Source organism: Bacillus sp. REN16, assembly GCF_020731355.1.
Lineage (GTDB): Bacteria > Bacillota > Bacilli > Bacillales > Bacillaceae_L > Ferdinandcohnia.
On the sequence record NZ_JAJFZK010000012.1, the window covers coordinates 68,026 to 85,501 of the forward strand.

Consider the following 17,476-nt stretch of genomic DNA (forward strand, 5'->3'; position numbering starts at 1 on the left):
AGTTCCTAACGTGATGGACTTTAAAAAATATATAACAAGTGCCTTCACAGAAGGTGAAAAGCGCCACTTAACAGGACCCCCTTTAAAAATATTTGTATGTTTCGCATTTATTCTATCGGTATTCCAAATTGGGTCCGTTATTTGGGGGAAATTAGATCAGATTCAGTTACTGTCGGCGCACTTATCTTTTATCCTTATCTTATCTTTTATGTTTTATAGTTTTTCAAAAAATAATGGAAAAAGCATTTCGCCAACAATTGTAGATTATATCTGTTCTTTTTTAGCTTTTGGGGCGGGAATTTACTTTAACATCCATGCCGAACGGATTGCCGAACGGATTCCGATTGTTGATCCATTAACATCAATGGATATTTTAGCCGGTTTTGTATTTGTCATATTAAGTATTGAAGCTGCACGCCGGACGATTGGAATTCCGATTGTCATCATCGTATTCATTGGGGTCGGGTACGCTCTTTGGGGCCATCATTTAGGTGGGCTCATGTGGCATCGGGAATTTTCCTTTTCAGAAGTAGTTGAGGATTTAGCTTATAGTTTTAATGGTTTATGGGGTTCACCGATTGCAGTAGCGGCAACATTCGTGTACATGTTCTTATTGTTTGGGTCCTTTTTACAAAAAGCAGGTGCGGGTGAGTTCTTCTTTAAGCTGTCATCTGCTTTGGCAGGTCGATCCCGAGGTGGTGCTGCGAAGGTAGCTGTATTGGCGAGTGCATTTTTTGGAATGATTTCAGGCAGCCCAACAGCGAATGTCGTGACGACAGGCTCGTTTACCATTCCGGTTAGTAAACGCTCTGGTTATAAACCTTCCTTTGCCGCTGCTGTTGAAGCTGCTGCATCAACAGGAGGCAGCATCCTGCCTCCAATTATGGGATCCTCTGCTTTTTTAATGGCAGCTATTACCCAGATCCCTTATATTTCAATCGTTATAGCAGCGATTCTTCCGGGAATTTTATACTATCTCTCCTTACTTGCGATGGTTCATTTTGAGGCAGTACGATTAGATTTACCAAAAGCGAAAAAAGAGGATATCCCTAAACTCTCGGACGTGTTAAAAGAAGGCTGGTACTACTTTATTCCACTCGTTGTCTTGCTCGTTTTTCTTTTAAATGGGTATAGCGCATCAAGAACTGGCTTTTATGGTGTATTGGCGATTGTCATGGTAAGCTGGTTTCGTAAAAAAACGCGAATGGGTTTTAAGCAAATTTTCGAGGCATTGGTTGATGGTGCAAAATCCTCCATTCCAGTTGCAACCGCATGTGCAGCCGCTGGTTTAGTCATTTCCGGGATCATGTCAACAGGTCTCGGCGGAAAGTTAACGAGTGTTGTACTTGGCTTAACAGAAGGTATGCTCCTTCCTACTTTACTTCTAGTTATGTTGATATGTATTATTTTAGGAATGGGAATGCCTGTGGCGGCTGCTTATATTCTAACCGCAATGTTAGCTGCTCCCGCATTGATGGAGTTAGGTGTATCCCTAATGTCAGCGCATTTATTTATTGTTTATTTCTCAATATTTTCTGCAATTACACCACCCGTTGCCGTAGCCGCCTATGCAGCAGCTGGTATTGCCGATAGCAACCCAAATCAAGTAGGGCTGGAAGCGGTTCGTCTCGGAATAGTGGGCTTCATCGTTCCATTTATGTTCGTGCTAGAACCAGCATTATTGCTTGATGGTTCACCACTTGAAATCATCGCTGCGTTCCTTACCGCTATTATAGGAGTTGTTTCATTAAGCGCGGGAGTCATCGGCAGATTTCAAACCAAAGCGACCATACTGGATCGCATTCTCTTGATCACAAGTGGTCTATTGCTCATTTATCCTCATATCCTATTCAGCGGTTTGGGTATTATCTTATTTATTTTCATTTTTGTTTTTCAGAAAAAGCGTCAAACTCCATACACCCCTATCCAAAAAGGGGCCTAACATAGGAAAGTTCAGTGTTTGGTTGACACTGAACTATTTCTCATTTACGGCTTCTTACAGTTCTCTTTTCTTTTTCATTAAGTCTAGTAGTTTTTTGTCTAATTCATTGTATTTGGGGTCATCACGGGTTAACAATGACAATTGCCCAATCGTCGCACTAATCTCATTGTCGATTAAAAGCTTTTCTTCTTCCTTGTTTTGTTCAGCGACCGGTTCTATCTGAACCCTTTGTTGGTACTCCCCTAATCCCATTTCAACCCTTTTAATTTTATGGTTTTCAAACACAAGAAGTTTGTCACACATTTTTTCAAGAAAATAATAATCATGGGAAACGGTTAGAATTGTACCATCAAAGGACTGTAGCATTTTTTCAAATGATTCCCGACTTGCAAGATCGAGATGGTTGGTCGGCTCATCTAATAGTAATAAATCGACTTCATCCAATAACAATTTAACAAGTTTGACCCTTGTTCGTTCACCTAAGCTTAATGATGAAATGGGCTGATTGATTTTATCGGCATTAAACCCAATGTTGGCGAAAATGGTTCTTGCTCCACTAATCTCGTTTTTCACGGTGAGCCCAAGGTATCCAAGAGTGGTCATCGTTTCATCCAAGTCAGTAACATCCTGAGACAAATAACCAATTTTCAAGGAATGACTTTTCCAAAGCTCTCCAGCAGAAAGTTCAGATTCTCCCGTCAGTACTCGAAGCAATGTAGTCTTCCCACAACCATTTTCACCAAGAATGCCAATCCGCTCTCCAAACGTCACATAAAAATGGCTTTTATGAAACAATAGCCTCTCACCAAAACTGATCCCTCCATTTTTCACTTCAACAATTCGTTTCCCTCGCTTTTTAATCGGCTTAAAATGAAATTGGGGTTCTTCCTTTTCCTTTGGCTTTTCGACTTTATTTTTTTCGAGTTCTTTTTCAAGGCGCTTCATTTTAGACTTAATTTGTTTATCCATTTTCTTTGCCTTCACTCGGTAGAATTCCTTAAAGCCCTCTTGCTTTGTCGATTGGCGATGCGCTTTGTCTGACCAATTTTGTAAATTACTCATTTGGTTTTCTATCTTATCTTTATGCTTTTGTTGCATGTCATAGTGATGGAGCTGGCTTTGATACAGCCTTTCCTTTTCCTTATAAAAATGGGTATAGTTGCCTTGGTAAATGAACGATTCACCGTCCTCAATTTCAATGATCTGACTCACTGTTTGATCAAGAAAATATCGGTCATGGGAGATGACAATAATCGCACCCGGGAAAACTTTCATTTCCTCAATCAGCCACTCTACTCCTTTAAAATCAAGATGATTTGTCGGTTCATCAAGCAATAAAAGATCTGATTTTGATGCCCAAACCTTCGCAAGTGATAGCTTTGTTTTCTCCCCACCGCTTAAATGTGCTCCGCGATTATCATCCCAGGATTGAACCTTCGTTAACCCAAGCTGACTGGTTTGCTCTAAAATATCTCCTGCAATCATAGCATTTTCAAGATCAAGCAGCGCATCTTCAGCAGACTGTTTTACATAGCCAATTGAAATCGGTCCATTTGGCATCTCAATATTTCCTTTATCCATCTCTATTTTTCCTGTTAGGATGTTTGCAATTGTCGTTTTCCCGGCTCCATTATTCCCAACAATCCCGATTCGGTCTCCCCGTTGGACATCAAATTCAATATGATTCAAGATAACCTTATCACCGTAAATTTTGTGGATTCCGCTCAATTTTAAAATCGTCATAAAAAAACCTCCCTAGATTGTATCTAGAGAGGACGTATTTTTCCCAATGCAAAATACACCAAATGTATTGAATACAAATGGACATGGAAAAGGGCATACGAATCCTATTCTCTAGATACAAATTTTTCTTTAGAGGATGTTCAAAAAGTCTGGCGAAAATGACACATCGAATTTCTGCGTTGGCTTGCTTCTCCGTTCCTCAAGTATTAACTGCATACGCTCCGGTACTCAAAGCTGCACCGCCTTGAAATTCTTGGTCCTTTTCACCCTCCTTTTGAACACTCATTTTGTTGAAAAATCGGTACGAAAATAAGATTAGTTATCCATTGCCCCTTACCATTCCTTTCGAGTTTTGTTAGTTCTAGTATATGTGCACGGAAATAAACTGTCAAATCTATATGATACTTACTTCTTTTCGTTATCCACCATTATTCGTTATAATAGGAATAGTCATATTAAAGAATGAGGAGTTTTTATGGAAAAAGTTGAGGTATTTATTTTATCTGGATTTTTAGGAAGCGGGAAGACCACTTTATTACAAAATATACTTACACAGGAAAAAGAATTAGGTCGTAATGTTGCTGTTGTGATGAATGAGTTGGGGCAAGTTTCCATTGATTCAAACGCAGTTTCGGAAAATACGCCCCTTAAAGAATTATTAAATGGCTGTGTCTGCTGTACAATTCAAGGCCAGCTTGAGGTCCATCTGCAAGGGCTTTTACAAGAACATGATCTTGATGCCATTTATATCGAAACAACGGGGGTTGCTCACCCAATTGAAGTATTAGATGCGTGCATGTCCCCCTTATTTGCTGAACAATTATTTGTCCAATCGATTGTGACCCTTCTTGATGTGAATCGTTGGAAGGAAAGAGACCATTTAAGTGCTCAGCTGCAAATGCTCTTACGCGAGCAGATTCGTCATGCGGATGTGCTTTTACTCAATAAAATTGACCAGCTGTCAGAGATGGAACAAGGACAAATGCTCTTTGAAATCCAGTCGATCAATCGTGATGCAAAATGTTTGTTAACGAAATATGCTGCCGTAAAGCTTGATGATCTTCGCACATTTAAAAAGGCTGTACGAAAGCCGCATGAGCGTGCCCATGTTCATCTTGATTTAAAGCTAAAAACATATGTGCACACATTTACAAATCCACTTGACCTTGATATATTCGAGGATTGGCTTAGAAGGATGCCAGATACGATATACCGGATTAAGGGCTATTTAAAGTTTACCCATTCAAGTAACACTTATCTGTTTCAATACTCATATGGAACACCCATTTACTTAAAAGAGCTCATGAATTACAAGCCAACATTGGTATTTATTGGTGAAAAATTAGATCCACAATGGATGAAGGCAGAAATGAAGAACCTTGAAATTGACAGCTTAAAGGCTGAATAACCGATGGTCCTTATTCCCAAGCATCATTTCCACAAATCGTGGAAACTTAAAAATGAGTAATCATATGGTTACTCAAAAAACTTTGTAGGGAGTGATGTATCATGGCAAGAAACAAACTATTGGTTCCAGGTGCTGAAAATGCTCTAGATCAAATGAAAGAAGAAATCGCCAATGAGTTTGGAGTTCAGCTTGGTGCAGATACGACCGCACGTGCTAACGGCTCCGTTGGAGGCGAAATGACGAAACGTCTCGTTGCAATGGCACAGCAACAACTTAAAAATGGTTCGCAACAATAACCATAACAACGGGGGGCCCTTATACGAGGGCTCCTTTTCGATTTATTAATCCACAAAAAAAACCGTCACTTTACCTAAAAGTGAACGGTTTTTTGATCATCTATAATCTTTGTCGGCATCATCACAGTTGGATTTTCCTTTGCCTCAATGGACCTTACTCCAAATAAAATCATTCCCACAACTAAAAGTGCAAACAACAACACAATGATACAATTTTTTACTAATGCCATCTGTCCCACCCTATCCTTTTTAACCCTATACTTTATTTGCTTTTTTCCAACAAAACTATTCTATTCACGATTATCGTTTTTATTCCCGAATATTAAAAAATGATTAAATCATTTTAGATTTCCTCACTTTCCCATTAGTGGGACATATAGTGAAATAAAGGGGGGAAATCACTTGGATAAATTTGTATTATTATTTGTAGCGTGTATTTTAGCAGGCTTTGCTCTTATTAAAGTAACTGCATATGACACTGTTCTAACTAGTTTACATTCCGTATTCACCTTAGTTGGCGCCATTACAATTATTGTCTTTTCATTCGTTCTTATTTTCAAAGGAATTTTAGCTTTATTAGGGAAGTGATAAGCCATCTAGGGCTTATCCTTTTTAGTTTTTTAGGGGTTTGTACCTTTCACATTTCCACAGGTGCCATATGCTAGTACTAAGACGATTTTTATAGGGCAGGTGTAAAGCATATGGCTTCTATCTTTTTAGGACCGATTGAAATTAATAGCAACGAGGGTATTATTATTACCGGAAATTCCTTTTATGTCTCACCTACATCAAGTAGTAAAACATATACTGGCTCGGGGTCATTTAATACGGGTATCTACATTACAAATCATAATGGTGTGAGCACTTCGAACACCTCTGACCCAGATGTTATCGACTCGAATATTTGAGACACATAAAAACCGTCCTCCACCAGGGGAAGACGGTTTTTCATTTTATGCATACATCGCTTCTACTTGTTTTTGAAGTTCAGCATTTTCAAGGTATTCGTCATATGTCATTTGCTTATCAACAAGACCATTTGGTGTAATCTCAATAATACGGTTTGCAATTGTTTGAACAAACTGATGGTCATGTGAAGTAAATAAAATAGATCCTTTAAATGCAATTAAGCCATTATTTAATGCAGTAATAGACTCAAGGTCTAAGTGGTTTGTCGGGTCATCCAGCAATAATACGTTTGAGCCACTTAGCATCATTTTTGAAAGCATACAGCGTACTTTTTCTCCTCCGGAAAGAACACTAGGCTTTTTCAATACTTCTTCACCAGAGAAAAGCATTCTTCCTAAGAATCCACGTAGAAAGCTTTCACTTTGGTCATTTGGCGAGAACTGTCGTAGCCAATCCACTAAAGATGGCTCATCTCCCGCGAAATACTTAGAGTTGTCCTTAGGGAAATATGCTTGTGAAGTAGTTATTCCCCATTTGAAGGTACCACTATCTGCTTCCATTTCGCCCATTAGGATTTTAAACAATGTAGTAATTGCAATTTCACTTTTTCCCACAAATGCAAGCTTGTCGCCTTTGTTTATAATAAAGCTTACATTATCAAGCACCTTCACACCATCGATTGTCTTTGTTAAACCTTCAACGCGTAAAAGGTCATTTCCAATTTCACGCTCAGGTGTGAATCCAACGAATGGATAACGACGTGACGATGGTCTGATATCATCAAGTGATATTTTATCTAATAATTTTTTTCGAGACGTTGCTTGTTTAGATTTTGATGCATTTGCACTAAAGCGCGCGATAAAGGCTTGAAGTTCTTTAATTTTTTCTTCTTTTTTCCGGTTTGCATCTGACGCCATTCTTGAAGCGAGCTGGCTTGATTCATACCAGAAATCATAGTTTCCTACATAGATTTGAATTTTTCCATAATCAAGGTCGGCCATATGCGTACATACTTTATTCAAGAAATGACGGTCATGGGATACGACAATTACGGTATTTTCAAAGTTAATTAAAAATTCCTCTAACCATTGGATCGCTTTTAAATCCAAGTTGTTGGTAGGCTCATCAAGTAATAGTACATCTGGCTTTCCAAATAAGGCTTGCGCTAGTAACACTTTTACTTTCTCAGAGCCAGTTAGTTCTGCCATTTTTTTCGTGTGAAGGTCCTCTGAAATACCTAACCCTTTTAAAAGGATAGCAGCTTCTGATTCAGCTTCCCAACCATTTAACTCTGCAAATTCTCCTTCAAGTTCAGCCGCTCTCATGCCGTCCTCATCAGAGAAATCTGGTTTCATGTAGATTGCGTCCTTCTCCTGCATCACTTCATAAAGACGAGCATGTCCCATGATCACTACTTTAAGGACCTCATGTTCTTCATATTCAAAGTGGTTTTGCTTTAGGATTGCAAGGCGCTCACCAGGCGTCATGTGAATATCACCTGTTTGTGCTTCAATTTCACCAGAAAGAATTTTCAAAAAGGTAGATTTTCCAGCACCATTTGCCCCAATCAAACCATAACAATTTCCCGGTGTAAACTTTATATTAACATCTTCAAAAAGCTTGCGATCGCCATAACGCAAACTGACATTTGTAACTGTAATCATGTATTATAAATCCTCCATTTCATTTCACTGCTAATGATTATACCATTTTAATAGAAACAACTCTAGTTCTTGACTGAATGACATTGCGTTTTTAGTCTTAGTACTTTTAGGAAAAAAATAAAAATGACCCCTTCTACAGGTTTCCTGCAAAAAGAGTCGATTAGAATACAACACGTTTTTCTTTCTTCATTTGTTTTAAATCAAATTGCATCATTCGTCTTATTGTTCTCCTGTTCTTGATTTGTTTGCGGCGGCGATTCGCTTGACGTGTTAACTTGTCTGACTAAATCAACCCTCTGCATGATCCTTTCTCCCCCGTAACCCGCTAAAATCGAAAGGAATACTACTCGAAAAATCGATTCCGTGTCACTTGAAGCTACGACTAATACTGCCGCAACGGTTCCAATAATCATTTCTTCTAAGAAGCCGAGGTATATGAAGCGTTTTGTAACACGAGGTTTTTCGATTTTCCCCTGTTTTTTAGCATGTCCCAACAACCCCATAGAGCCACCAATAAAGATTGCTAGCATGAGATGTAACAACATGTCATCACCCCCTAAAGTCCAGATTTTGTAATGCTGACCTTAGGCAATAACAAAAGCGCAAGCGCCTTGCTAGGCGCTGAAGCTAGACTATAAAGAGAAGCTTCCTTATTAACATTATATGCCAAACGTGGATAAGAAAGCTTGGGTATATTTTCCGAAAATTACAAATTTTCCGTTATTACTATTTTACCATTTCTTTCAAAAACTCGCCTCGAGCTCCGAAAGGACTACACATTCCTACCTATTAATGTCCCCCAAAGTCATCACCTGAATAAACTCAGTAATGAATTTTTCATAATCAAGTCTTAATGCAATTCGATCTATTGTTTCTGGAGGTTCCTTATCTGGATTCGCACGAAAATCGGCGACACTCACCCCTTTTAAAAATCCCGGTCGTTTCTACATTTACTCGCCGATGTGCATATTGGAAAAACGATGGGTTCACGATGGCACTTAGGGCAACAACATCATGTAATGGTGTTCCTTTAATTCCAGGCATGCTTTTCTTGTAGAATTCATAATAATAATCGAAAATCGGACGAATTAAATGACGGTATGGATTTTTGGTTCCCCTGCGAACAATTGTATCAACTTCATCCGAAGTTAGGATAGCTTGGATTGTAATATTCAGTGGATGAATGGCAAGGTTTTGTGCTTTCTCACAGACAAGATTTGAGGCTATTGGATCCCCATGAAAATTCGCCTCGGCCTCGGCAGTAACATTGCCAGGAACAAAAAATGCACCTCCCATTACATAGATTCCCTTCACTTTATTCACGATCTCATCGCCAAGGAGAAAAGCAATGGCAAGCGATGTTGACCGCCCTACATCGACGATATAAACTTCATTTTCATATTTTTTTATTATTTTAAAGATCTCATCAAAATTTAATAACTCAGCTGTTGGCAGTGTATCAGGCGGTTGAATTGGACCAAGCCCTTCCTCCCCATGAATTTCAGGATAAAAAGGAGTATACTCCCCATTTAATGGTCCCTTCGCCCCCGCGATAATCGGAATATCTCTTTTTCCAGCAAGGGATAATAAATATGCCACATTTTGAACAGCTTGTTCTTGTTCCACATTTCCATAGCCAGGTACAATTCCGACAAATTCAATATTTGGATTAAGTAACCCATACATGATCGCAATTGAATCATCAATTCCCGGGTCTCCAAAAAACAACACCTTTGCTGCCATACATTTCGCTCCCTTCCATATTTTCGTATAATATTCACTATATGTTTTTAAAGATGAAAAAAACACCCACTTCGAAAATGGGTGTTTTTAAACAAAATTATTTTGCGAATCGGTGATTACCAATCACAGTTGTCACTTCTCTTGACATCATATATGAGTTTGATGATTTGTCCGGATTGAAGAAAAATAAGGAACCTTTCCCTTGGCCACGGAACGTAATGGCTTCATCAACAGCACGTTTAGATTCTTCATCAGCAGGCTCATTAATTTGACCATTTCCTACTGGACTAAATGCATATGAACCACCTGGTGTTTTTTCATAAATAACTTCTTTAATCGAATCTGGGAATTCTGATGAATCAACTCGGTTTAACACAACCGTTGCCACTGCAACCTTACCTTCATATGGTTCACCCTTGCTTTCCGCATGTACAAGTCGTGCAAGTAATTCTTTCTCTTCATTTGTCACTGAGTTGGGGATTTCAAGCTCTTCCCCCGGATAGATCAAATCACTCGTGCGATTATTCACTTCCTTGAGCTGTAATACAGACACACCATATTTCATACCAAGATTCCAAAATGTATCACCGGATTGTACAGTATGAGTTGCTGCCGATGCACTCACACTTGATGCTAATAATGATAATGTTAATGCAGTTGCAAAGCCAATCTTTTTAAGGTTTCTCATATTAATATTCCTCCTAGTAGTCGTCGTTTTTGTCTCTACTAGAAGGTTAACAGCTGTAATATTTCGATTCACCGTCCAAAAATTGGTAGAACCCGAAAGCCTTTGGGACACTTTGTTTAAAAATATACCAGGAAAAAGAATCCACAGCTGCATTTCCACCTAAATTTTGGACATAAAGGAAAAATACGGATTGAATTTTACAAACATCTCAGAGAAGTAATAAAAGTTTTTGCCCGCTTACGGCTATTTCATAATCATTTTTATCAGCTTTAATCCATACTTTGTCGTCGGATAACGCAATGGCAAATCAAAACGTGTAGTTTGCTTCATAATCCCTTTTTCATGCGAGAATACATCAAAGCTGCCCTTTCCATGATATGCACCAATCCCACTTTCACCAACACCCCCGAACGGGAGATGCGGTGAAGTAAAATGATAAACCGTGTCATTTACACAGCCTCCGCCGAAGGAAATCGACTCGAGCACCTTATTTTGTACTCTTTCCACCTCCGAAAATATATACAATGCAAGTGGTTTGGGCTTCATATTGATTTCATTGATGACTTGTAAAATGTCCTCATATCTCATCACGGGTAAAATCGGCCCAAAGATTTCATCCTCCATAATTGGATCTTCCCATGTAATATTAGACAGAACCGTTGGTGCAATCAGTTGCTTTTCCGCTTCCGATTCCCCGCCATAATAAATCGTTCCACTATTGTATATAAACGTCTTAAGACGCTGAAAATGCCGTTCACTTACGATTTTGGTAAACTGACTTTTTTCATTAAGCGCATTCCCATACAATTCATCAATTGCTTCTGTTAATAGCTTCAAAAATGCGTCCTTTACCTCATCATGGACATATACATAATCTGGAGCCACACAGGTTTGACCAGCATTTATATACTTTCCCCATGCAATTCGCTTTGCCGCATAATGGAGGTTTGCATCCTTGTGGACGATACATGGACTTTTTCCGCCAAGTTCAAGGGTTACGGGGGTTAAGTGTTTTGCTGCGGCCTCCATAATCACCTTGCCGACTGCAATACTACCTGTAAAAAAGATATAATCTGTTTTTTCATTTAGTAAGGCTGTGCTCGTTTCTGCCCCGCCCTCAACAATTGCGATGTATTCCTCTTGGAAATTTTCACGTACTAGCTTTGTCAGTAATTCCGAGGTTTTTGGTGTTAATTCTGAAGGCTTTAAAATGGCACAATTGCCAGCAGCGATAGCTCCAATCAATGGTGCGAACGCAAGTTGGAACGGATAATTCCAAGGTGAAATAATCAGTACTACCCCATATGGCTCCGGATAAATATAATTTTTACTGCCAAAGCCCGTTAAACCCGTTTTAACCTTTCTTGGTTTTGCCCAGTTTTCAATATGCTTCAAGGTGTAGCGCAGTTCCTCCAAGACGAAGCCAATCTCAGTTGTATACGACTCAAACTCCGATTTATTTAAATCTGTATGTAAGGCAGCCATAATCTCTTTTTCATGTGTCCTAATTAGATTCCGAAGTGTTTTAAGAGCCTCGACCCGAAAGGCAACTTCCTTCGTTTTCCCCGAAAAATAGAACTCCCGCTGCTTTTTTATTAACACACCATAGCTTTCCACCACTGGTCCCCCCATTTCAACAAAGACTCTTTTATATAAATAGTACAGGAATATGCAAATCTCCTCTATTTTTTATCAAAAATAAAGATAATACTACTCAAATACAAAAAAGGTAAGCCACGATTTAAGGCTTACCATTGTATGGAACAATTAAATTGTTGTGATTTTTTCTTTTACCGGGATATGACCTGATTTCTCAACTTTTGTTGCTAAATACTTTTCGTTGTATTTAGAGATATCCCCCCAAAGTGGGATATGCGTGTCAGATAAAAGACCATATTCCTGCAATGCAGCTAATTTTTTCGGATTATTTGTAATTAATGTAACTGGCTTCGCACGTAAATCCGTGAGGACACGAATCGCATCTTCATAATTGCGGCTATCGTCTGTAAAGCCCAATGCAAGATTGGCCTCCACAGTATCAAGACCTTCTTGCTGAAGGATGTAGGCAAGTGATTTTGAAAATAAACCAATCCCTCTTCCTTCATGATTAGCTAAATAAAATAAGGCACCACTGCCATTTGAAACAATCATCCTCATCGATTCCCGCAATTGGAAACCACAATCACAGCGCTTGCTCCCGAAAATATCACCTGTATGGCAAATACTATGCATACGAATAAGCGCATCATTGGCCGTTTCAAAATCTCCATATACAAGCACAGAGGATTGTTGCATGGCTGCTAAGTTTGTTTCGGATAATGACTCTAATACATCACTAGTACTCATTTCGTCCTCAATTTTTAACCAAGTATACCAATTAAATGTCACAATTTGATCATCTAACTGAACAGGTAATGTAATAGGACCAACTAAGCAAATATCCTGTTCTCCTGGTTTTTGAATCATTTTCATTCTATTTAAAAGAAGGTCTTTAACCTTTTCTGAAACCATACCCATTCTCCCTTTCTTACTACTGCTACTATTTAGAATTCCTCTCTTCTTTGTCTTGAAAGTATAGTATTTTTATAAAAGGGAGGTCAAGTAATATACATTTCTTTCTTATTTAAGAAAGTTTATCTGCGTGAAAACCTAGCTTTTTCAATAGAACAATCATTTCTTCTTTTTCAGAATCAGACAGAACCCCGACAATTTCTTCAATTGCCTCCTGATGCTTCGGAAAAATGGTATCCATAAATTGTTTCCCCTCTTCGGTAATGGATGCCCAAGTGACACGTCGATCCTTTGGACAAGCATTTCTTTCAAGGTACTTCTTTTTTTCTAATTTATCCACAACATAGGTTATACTTCCGCTCGATAACAAGACCTTCTTACCAATATGCTGAATTGGCTGGTCCCCTTTATGATAAAGAAGCTCTAACACCGCAAATTCAGTTAAGTTTAATCCGTATCCTTTAACATCCTCTTCAACCCGCTCATTCACTGTTCGGAATGCTCGAGACAGTATGACAAAAAATTTCAAGGAGAGGTTAGGAACATTGATTGCTTCATTTGCTTCCATATTTTCCACCCTTTTCATTATCTTGAATCCAAGACAATTTTACTAAATTATAACGCCCTTTGTCAACTTTGGACTATGACTATTTTCCTGTTAACTCCTAGCAACTTCCAAATATTGATATAACACATCCCCACCATGCATGGCAATTCCGCGAAAATGCTTGAAGTCTTCTCTTTTAACCAATGTAGTTCGAAACTCCAAAAACTGATCATTTTTCACTAAATATTCACTAAGTTCTCCATCTCTTAGTTTATTCAAAATTTCATTTACAAATTGTTCATCCATTCATTCCACCTCTTTGTTAAATTATAGTAGTTCGAAAAATAAGAAACAAGGCTAACACCCATTTATACCGTAAATCCACACATTATATCGCTTTAGGCATATGATGTGGGGAAAATGTCTAGTAGGCATTTATTACGGAGCAGAAAATTATAAATAAAATTTTGGGCATTCACTCAATTTTTTAACTAAGTTACCGACAAAAGAAAGGTGAATTCTATGAGTAATAATCAGAACCCGATGTTTATGAATCCGAATATGTATGGTGGGCAGCCAGGCGTAGGGTTTCCTCAGCAAGTACAAGGTGGCTATCCATACCCTGTCCAACAGCAACAAATGATGGATGATGATTGTGGCTGTGGACACGACGATGAGGCGGTCATGCCAGCCAACTTTAATCCGACTGGACCCGGAATGGCTACGAATATGATGGTTCCACATGGACCACATGGACCTGGCTGCACCCGCGGGCAACAACATGACCCTATGGCTGTACAAGGAATAATGGGCGGCTTTGACCCTCAAGGACCAAGTGCTGGACCGATGATGGGTGGCTTCGGACCTCAAGGACCTGGGGCTGGACCCATGATGGGTGGCTTCGGACCTCAAGGACCTGGGGCTGGACCCATGATGGGTGGCTTCGGACCTCAAGGACCTGGGGCTGGACCCATGATGGGTGGCTTCGGACCTCTAGGACCAGGTGTCGCACCTGGCACGATGAGCGGTTTTGGTCCTCAGGGACCTGGTAATCCGGGCATGATGGCTCCTCAAGGGTACGGAATGGCACCAAATATGATGGCACCGCATGGTCCTCATGGGCCGGGGTGTACATGTGGGCAACAAGGCCCAATGGGTGGATCTGGAATGATGGGCGGCTTTGGTCCCCAAGGAAGATAGATTCATAAGCGGGTGTCTCTATGAGGCACCTATTCTTATGCATTCAGCCACTTCTGAAACCTATCAAATTGAACACTTGCATCCTTTAGCCCAAGTTCATATAAATTGGATAATTTCACAGGATTTCTTTCAACACGACCTACCTCAATTGGTTCAGTTGGACTAAACACAAAAATCCTGCCTGCCTTTTCTTCTTGATCTAAATAAGTAAGTGTTTCATTATAAAGCTTATATCTTGTTTCCATTGCTTTTACCAAGTTCGGAAATTGCTTGAATGTTCGTCTGACAATCCAGGTCATATTTGATTTCTTTTTTGAATATCCACGATTTCGAGTTAAAATCACCACATTTTTTGATTGGCCGTCCTGCTGTGCTTTTACCAAAGGAATCGGATCTGTGATGCCCCCATCCAATAATTTTTTTCCCTTGAATTCAATGATTGGTGCAACGAATGGTAATGAGCTTGAAGCCCGAATTACCTTAAGCATGTCATTTCCATAATCCTCTTTTTTAAAATATAACGGTTCACCAGTTTCGCAATCTGTTGTCCCCACAACAAATTCTTCTTTTGATTGATAAAAAGCATCATAGTCATAAGGAACATGCTTATTTGGAATCTCATCAAAAATGAAATCCATCCCGAATAACTGCCTATGTTTGACCATATTACGGAGTGATAAATAGTTTGGGTGATTGACAAAATCAATATTTACCGTGCGATTTCTTCCTGTTTGTCTAGAAAGATACGATGCTGCCATACACGCTCCAGCAGATACACCAATACAATAGGGAAAATATATATTTTGCTTCATGAAATATTCAAGGATTCCCGCTGTGTAAAGACCACGCATTCCTCCACCTTCTAAAACCAATCCAACATCATTCACTATTTTTCTCTCCCTTCATCATAGGTTTCTAAATAAATATAAAAAAGATTTAAAGGCTTGTCACATTTTTTACAAAATTTTATCATAAAATATCTATGAAAACGCTTTACATAAAAACAAAAGTAAGGCAAAATATAAAAAAATGGTTTTTTTGTAAATAAAAGCACTTTAAATGATCGATTTTAAAGTTTCATAGAATGCGATGGAGGGTGACATATGAAGATTGCAGAAATTGGGGATATCATTGAGTTCAGAGAAGGCCTAAAGGGCATCGTGGAAAAGGTGAATGAAAACTCGGTTATCGTAGATTTAACATATATGGACAATTATAGAGATCTAGAATTAGAGAGTCGCACAGTTGTTAATCATAAAAACTATAAAATTGTTACAACAATCTAATGCAAAGGGAGCTGATTCATTAATCGGCTCCCTTTTTTGTATTAAGCACCTAATGATTTATTTTTCATAAATTTAGGTTGAAGTGATGTTAAAAGCTTTGTTTTGGAGAATGAATAGATTAATAGGGCCATCCAAATGCAAATGAACGTAATAAAATGAACCTTTGTGAAATGCTCATGATATAAAAACACTCCCAATAGAAGGCTTATTGTTGGTGAAATGTATTGAAGAATACCAATCACAGAAAGTGGAATTCTGTTTGCTCCAGCTGCAAACCAAAGTAATGGCAAAGCTGTTATAACCCCAGCCCCCGCTAGTAATAGCTGCACATCAAAGGTTGCTCCCGAGAAAGAATCCACTCCCCCATTATAAAGAACTCCCAGATAAATGAGGGCAATTGGGGCAACCACCATCGTTTCCATCGCCAAGCCAGTCAACGAATCAAGCTTTGCAAGTTTCTTTGTTAACCCGTAAAAACCAAAGCTTAATGCAAGTGTAATGGCAACCCAAGGAAAACTTCCATATTGGATAGTTAAAATGAGCACTCCGATACCGGCTATGGCAAATGAAACCCCCTGCCAAAACAATAGACGTTCTTTAAGAACAATGATCCCTAATAATACGCTGACCAATGGGTTGATGTAATAACCAAGGCTAGCATCAATTATGTGATCTGTGTTAACCGCCCAAATATATGTAGCCCAATTGGCTGTAATGAAGATGGATGAGGCCACAATCCCAATAAGTTTGAATTTGTTTTTAACAATATCCTTAAAGTTTGTTACTAATTGCTTCCCTTTCTTTGTAACTAGTATGAGCATTAGCACAAACATAAGGGACCAAATAATCCGATGTGCGAGAATCTCAATTGCCGGGATATGGTCAATTAACTTCCAATAAAGAGGTAATACTCCCCATGCAATATAGGCAATCGTGGTGTACAGGATTCCTATTTTATATTCCCTCAAGTCATCTTGACCCATAATGAACCTTCTTTCCAATTCAAATTGTTATCATTTGTTAATTATATTTCGGCTCTCGATTTTTCTCAATGAAAATGAATTGGAAATTGGGAGTTATGAGGGAGTTGGTGGTGCTTGTCGTCTGGAAGTACACCACTTTCCATTTTTGGGGATGTTTGTGGTGCTCTAGGTCTTCTCAGAGTACATTATATTCCATTTTTTAGGATAGCGTTGGTGCCCAAACCATCTAGGGATGCACAATTCTCCAGCATTTAGGAAGTTCGTGGTCTTATGCCCTCACTTTTAGATATGGAAATAGCCCATCCATAAACCTCTTTTATACCACCACTTCTGGATATCTTCGGAAATACCCCATCCATAAAAATGCACACGGCCCCATATCAAGGGTGTGTGCACGGCCTTCTTACGAATCTTTTGTATCTTTCCCTGCTTCCTCAGCCAGCTGTTCGAAGGATTTCACTTTTCCATGGGGATTTTGTGATTGCTTTCGAACTGTCCATTGACGCTCTTGTTGACGTTTCGATTGTGTCATAATAATCTCTCCTTACCTTTTCAA

The 17,476-nt window shown here is 39.0% G+C and carries 19 protein-coding genes and 1 pseudogene; 7 read left to right on the forward strand and 13 right to left on the reverse strand.

The window, feature by feature from the left end; all coding sequences use genetic code 11:
• The first annotated feature begins 13 nt into the window (after positions 1-13).
• Positions 14-1,942, forward strand: a complete 1,929-nt coding sequence (locus LKW28_RS16990; RefSeq protein ID WP_229141579.1) for a TRAP transporter permease — start codon at positions 14-16, stop codon at positions 1,940-1,942.
• Between the two features lie 54 nt (positions 1,943-1,996).
• Here LKW28_RS16990 and abc-f read toward each other — a convergent pair whose 3' ends face one another.
• Complete coding sequence (abc-f, locus tag LKW28_RS16995; protein ID WP_229141580.1) at positions 1,997-3,685, reverse strand: ribosomal protection-like ABC-F family protein; 1,689 nt, start codon at positions 3,683-3,685, stop codon at positions 1,997-1,999.
• A gap of 475 nt (positions 3,686-4,160) precedes the next feature.
• Here abc-f and LKW28_RS17000 point away from each other — a divergent pair, with 475 nt between their 5' ends.
• Together LKW28_RS17000 and LKW28_RS17005 are read left to right on the forward strand one after the other, a co-directional pair.
• Entirely contained in the window at positions 4,161-5,093 is a 933-nt protein-coding gene (locus tag LKW28_RS17000; protein ID WP_229141581.1) for a CobW family GTP-binding protein, read from the forward strand.
• 101 nt (positions 5,094-5,194) lie between these two features.
• Positions 5,195-5,389, forward strand: coding sequence for an alpha/beta-type small acid-soluble spore protein (locus LKW28_RS17005; protein ID WP_057996587.1), 195 nt, complete (start codon positions 5,195-5,197; stop codon positions 5,387-5,389).
• A gap of 74 nt (positions 5,390-5,463) precedes the next feature.
• On the opposite strand, the gene LKW28_RS17010 is transcribed toward LKW28_RS17005, so the two are convergent.
• Positions 5,464-5,619 (reverse strand): hypothetical protein, encoded by a 156-nt coding sequence (locus tag LKW28_RS17010; RefSeq protein WP_229141583.1) that lies wholly within the window; start codon positions 5,617-5,619, stop codon positions 5,464-5,466.
• A 172-nt stretch (positions 5,620-5,791) separates the two neighbouring features.
• Between LKW28_RS17010 and LKW28_RS17015 the strand changes: the two genes are divergently transcribed.
• Both LKW28_RS17015 and LKW28_RS17020 read left to right on the forward strand, forming a co-directional pair.
• A complete protein-coding gene (locus tag LKW28_RS17015) occupies positions 5,792-5,977 on the forward strand; it encodes a hypothetical protein (RefSeq protein ID WP_229141584.1) in 186 nt (61 codons plus the stop codon).
• A gap of 113 nt (positions 5,978-6,090) precedes the next feature.
• Positions 6,091-6,297: a spore germination protein gene (locus LKW28_RS17020; RefSeq protein WP_229141585.1), complete on the forward strand. Its 207-nt coding sequence runs from the start codon at positions 6,091-6,093 to the stop codon at positions 6,295-6,297.
• Positions 6,298-6,342: 45 nt separating this feature from the next.
• Here LKW28_RS17020 and LKW28_RS17025 read toward each other — a convergent pair whose 3' ends face one another.
• The 8 genes and pseudogenes from LKW28_RS17025 to LKW28_RS17060 all read right to left on the reverse strand — a co-directional run bounded on the left by LKW28_RS17025 (position 6,343) and on the right by LKW28_RS17060 (position 13,757).
• Positions 6,343-7,962, reverse strand: coding sequence for an ABC-F family ATP-binding cassette domain-containing protein (locus LKW28_RS17025; RefSeq protein WP_229141587.1), 1,620 nt, complete (start codon positions 7,960-7,962; stop codon positions 6,343-6,345).
• 200 nt (positions 7,963-8,162) lie between these two features.
• The gene (locus tag LKW28_RS17030; RefSeq protein ID WP_229141588.1) at positions 8,163-8,507 is read right to left on the reverse strand and encodes a DUF4257 domain-containing protein; all 345 of its coding nucleotides are present in this window, start codon (positions 8,505-8,507) and stop codon (positions 8,163-8,165) included.
• Positions 8,508-8,744: 237 nt separating this feature from the next.
• A pseudogene (locus LKW28_RS17035) lies at positions 8,745-9,705 on the reverse strand (nucleoside hydrolase).
• 97 nt (positions 9,706-9,802) lie between these two features.
• Positions 9,803-10,393 (reverse strand): cell wall hydrolase, encoded by a 591-nt coding sequence (locus LKW28_RS17040; RefSeq protein ID WP_229141590.1) that lies wholly within the window; start codon positions 10,391-10,393, stop codon positions 9,803-9,805.
• 243 nt (positions 10,394-10,636) lie between these two features.
• Positions 10,637-12,010 (reverse strand): aldehyde dehydrogenase, encoded by a 1,374-nt coding sequence (locus LKW28_RS17045; RefSeq protein ID WP_229141591.1) that lies wholly within the window; start codon positions 12,008-12,010, stop codon positions 10,637-10,639.
• A gap of 150 nt (positions 12,011-12,160) precedes the next feature.
• Positions 12,161-12,904, reverse strand: coding sequence for a GTP cyclohydrolase II (locus tag LKW28_RS17050; RefSeq protein WP_229141592.1), 744 nt, complete (start codon positions 12,902-12,904; stop codon positions 12,161-12,163).
• Positions 12,905-13,016: 112 nt separating this feature from the next.
• Positions 13,017-13,472 (reverse strand): MarR family winged helix-turn-helix transcriptional regulator, encoded by a 456-nt coding sequence (locus LKW28_RS17055; protein WP_229141593.1) that lies wholly within the window; start codon positions 13,470-13,472, stop codon positions 13,017-13,019.
• 90 nt (positions 13,473-13,562) lie between these two features.
• Complete coding sequence (locus LKW28_RS17060; RefSeq protein WP_229141595.1) at positions 13,563-13,757, reverse strand: hypothetical protein; 195 nt, start codon at positions 13,755-13,757, stop codon at positions 13,563-13,565.
• Between the two features lie 216 nt (positions 13,758-13,973).
• Here LKW28_RS17060 and LKW28_RS23175 point away from each other — a divergent pair, with 216 nt between their 5' ends.
• Complete coding sequence (locus LKW28_RS23175; RefSeq protein WP_324255044.1) at positions 13,974-14,651, forward strand: hypothetical protein; 678 nt, start codon at positions 13,974-13,976, stop codon at positions 14,649-14,651.
• 35 nt (positions 14,652-14,686) lie between these two features.
• On the opposite strand, the gene LKW28_RS17070 is transcribed toward LKW28_RS23175, so the two are convergent.
• Complete coding sequence (locus LKW28_RS17070) at positions 14,687-15,541, reverse strand: patatin-like phospholipase family protein (RefSeq protein WP_229141657.1); 855 nt, start codon at positions 15,539-15,541, stop codon at positions 14,687-14,689.
• Between the two features lie 213 nt (positions 15,542-15,754).
• Here LKW28_RS17070 and LKW28_RS17075 point away from each other — a divergent pair, with 213 nt between their 5' ends.
• On the forward strand, positions 15,755-15,937 hold the full coding sequence (locus LKW28_RS17075; RefSeq protein WP_229141596.1) for a YkvS family protein: 183 nt from the start codon (positions 15,755-15,757) through the stop codon (positions 15,935-15,937).
• 41 nt (positions 15,938-15,978) lie between these two features.
• Here LKW28_RS17075 and rarD read toward each other — a convergent pair whose 3' ends face one another.
• Positions 15,979-16,920, reverse strand: a complete 942-nt coding sequence (gene rarD, locus LKW28_RS17080) for an EamA family transporter RarD (RefSeq protein WP_229141598.1) — start codon at positions 16,918-16,920, stop codon at positions 15,979-15,981.
• Between the two features lie 403 nt (positions 16,921-17,323).
• Positions 17,324-17,452, reverse strand: a complete 129-nt coding sequence (locus LKW28_RS17085) for a DUF6254 family protein (protein ID WP_229141599.1) — start codon at positions 17,450-17,452, stop codon at positions 17,324-17,326.
• Positions 17,453-17,476: the final 24 nt, after the last annotated feature.

Coding starts and splice junctions, on each gene's coding strand:
- LKW28_RS16990 (WP_229141579.1), top strand. CDS start 14: ATGGACTTTAAAAAATATATAACAAGTGCCTTCACAGAAGGTGAAAAG.
- abc-f (WP_229141580.1), bottom strand. CDS start 3,685: ATGACGATTTTAAAATTGAGCGGAATCCACAAAATTTACGGTGATAAG.
- LKW28_RS17000 (WP_229141581.1), top strand. CDS start 4,161: ATGGAAAAAGTTGAGGTATTTATTTTATCTGGATTTTTAGGAAGCGGG.
- LKW28_RS17005 (WP_057996587.1), top strand. CDS start 5,195: ATGGCAAGAAACAAACTATTGGTTCCAGGTGCTGAAAATGCTCTAGAT.
- LKW28_RS17010 (WP_229141583.1), bottom strand. CDS start 5,619: ATGGCATTAGTAAAAAATTGTATCATTGTGTTGTTGTTTGCACTTTTA.
- LKW28_RS17020 (WP_229141585.1), top strand. CDS start 6,091: ATGGCTTCTATCTTTTTAGGACCGATTGAAATTAATAGCAACGAGGGT.
- LKW28_RS17025 (WP_229141587.1), bottom strand. CDS start 7,962: ATGATTACAGTTACAAATGTCAGTTTGCGTTATGGCGATCGCAAGCTT.
- LKW28_RS17030 (WP_229141588.1), bottom strand. CDS start 8,507: ATGTTGTTACATCTCATGCTAGCAATCTTTATTGGTGGCTCTATGGGG.
- LKW28_RS17040 (WP_229141590.1), bottom strand. CDS start 10,393: ATGAGAAACCTTAAAAAGATTGGCTTTGCAACTGCATTAACATTATCA.
- LKW28_RS17050 (WP_229141592.1), bottom strand. CDS start 12,904: ATGGTTTCAGAAAAGGTTAAAGACCTTCTTTTAAATAGAATGAAAATG.
- LKW28_RS17055 (WP_229141593.1), bottom strand. CDS start 13,472: ATGGAAGCAAATGAAGCAATCAATGTTCCTAACCTCTCCTTGAAATTT.
- LKW28_RS17060 (WP_229141595.1), bottom strand. CDS start 13,757: ATGGATGAACAATTTGTAAATGAAATTTTGAATAAACTAAGAGATGGA.
- LKW28_RS23175 (WP_324255044.1), top strand. CDS start 13,974: ATGAGTAATAATCAGAACCCGATGTTTATGAATCCGAATATGTATGGT.
- LKW28_RS17075 (WP_229141596.1), top strand. CDS start 15,755: ATGAAGATTGCAGAAATTGGGGATATCATTGAGTTCAGAGAAGGCCTA.
- rarD (WP_229141598.1), bottom strand. CDS start 16,920: ATGGGTCAAGATGACTTGAGGGAATATAAAATAGGAATCCTGTACACC.
- LKW28_RS17085 (WP_229141599.1), bottom strand. CDS start 17,452: ATGACACAATCGAAACGTCAACAAGAGCGTCAATGGACAGTTCGAAAG.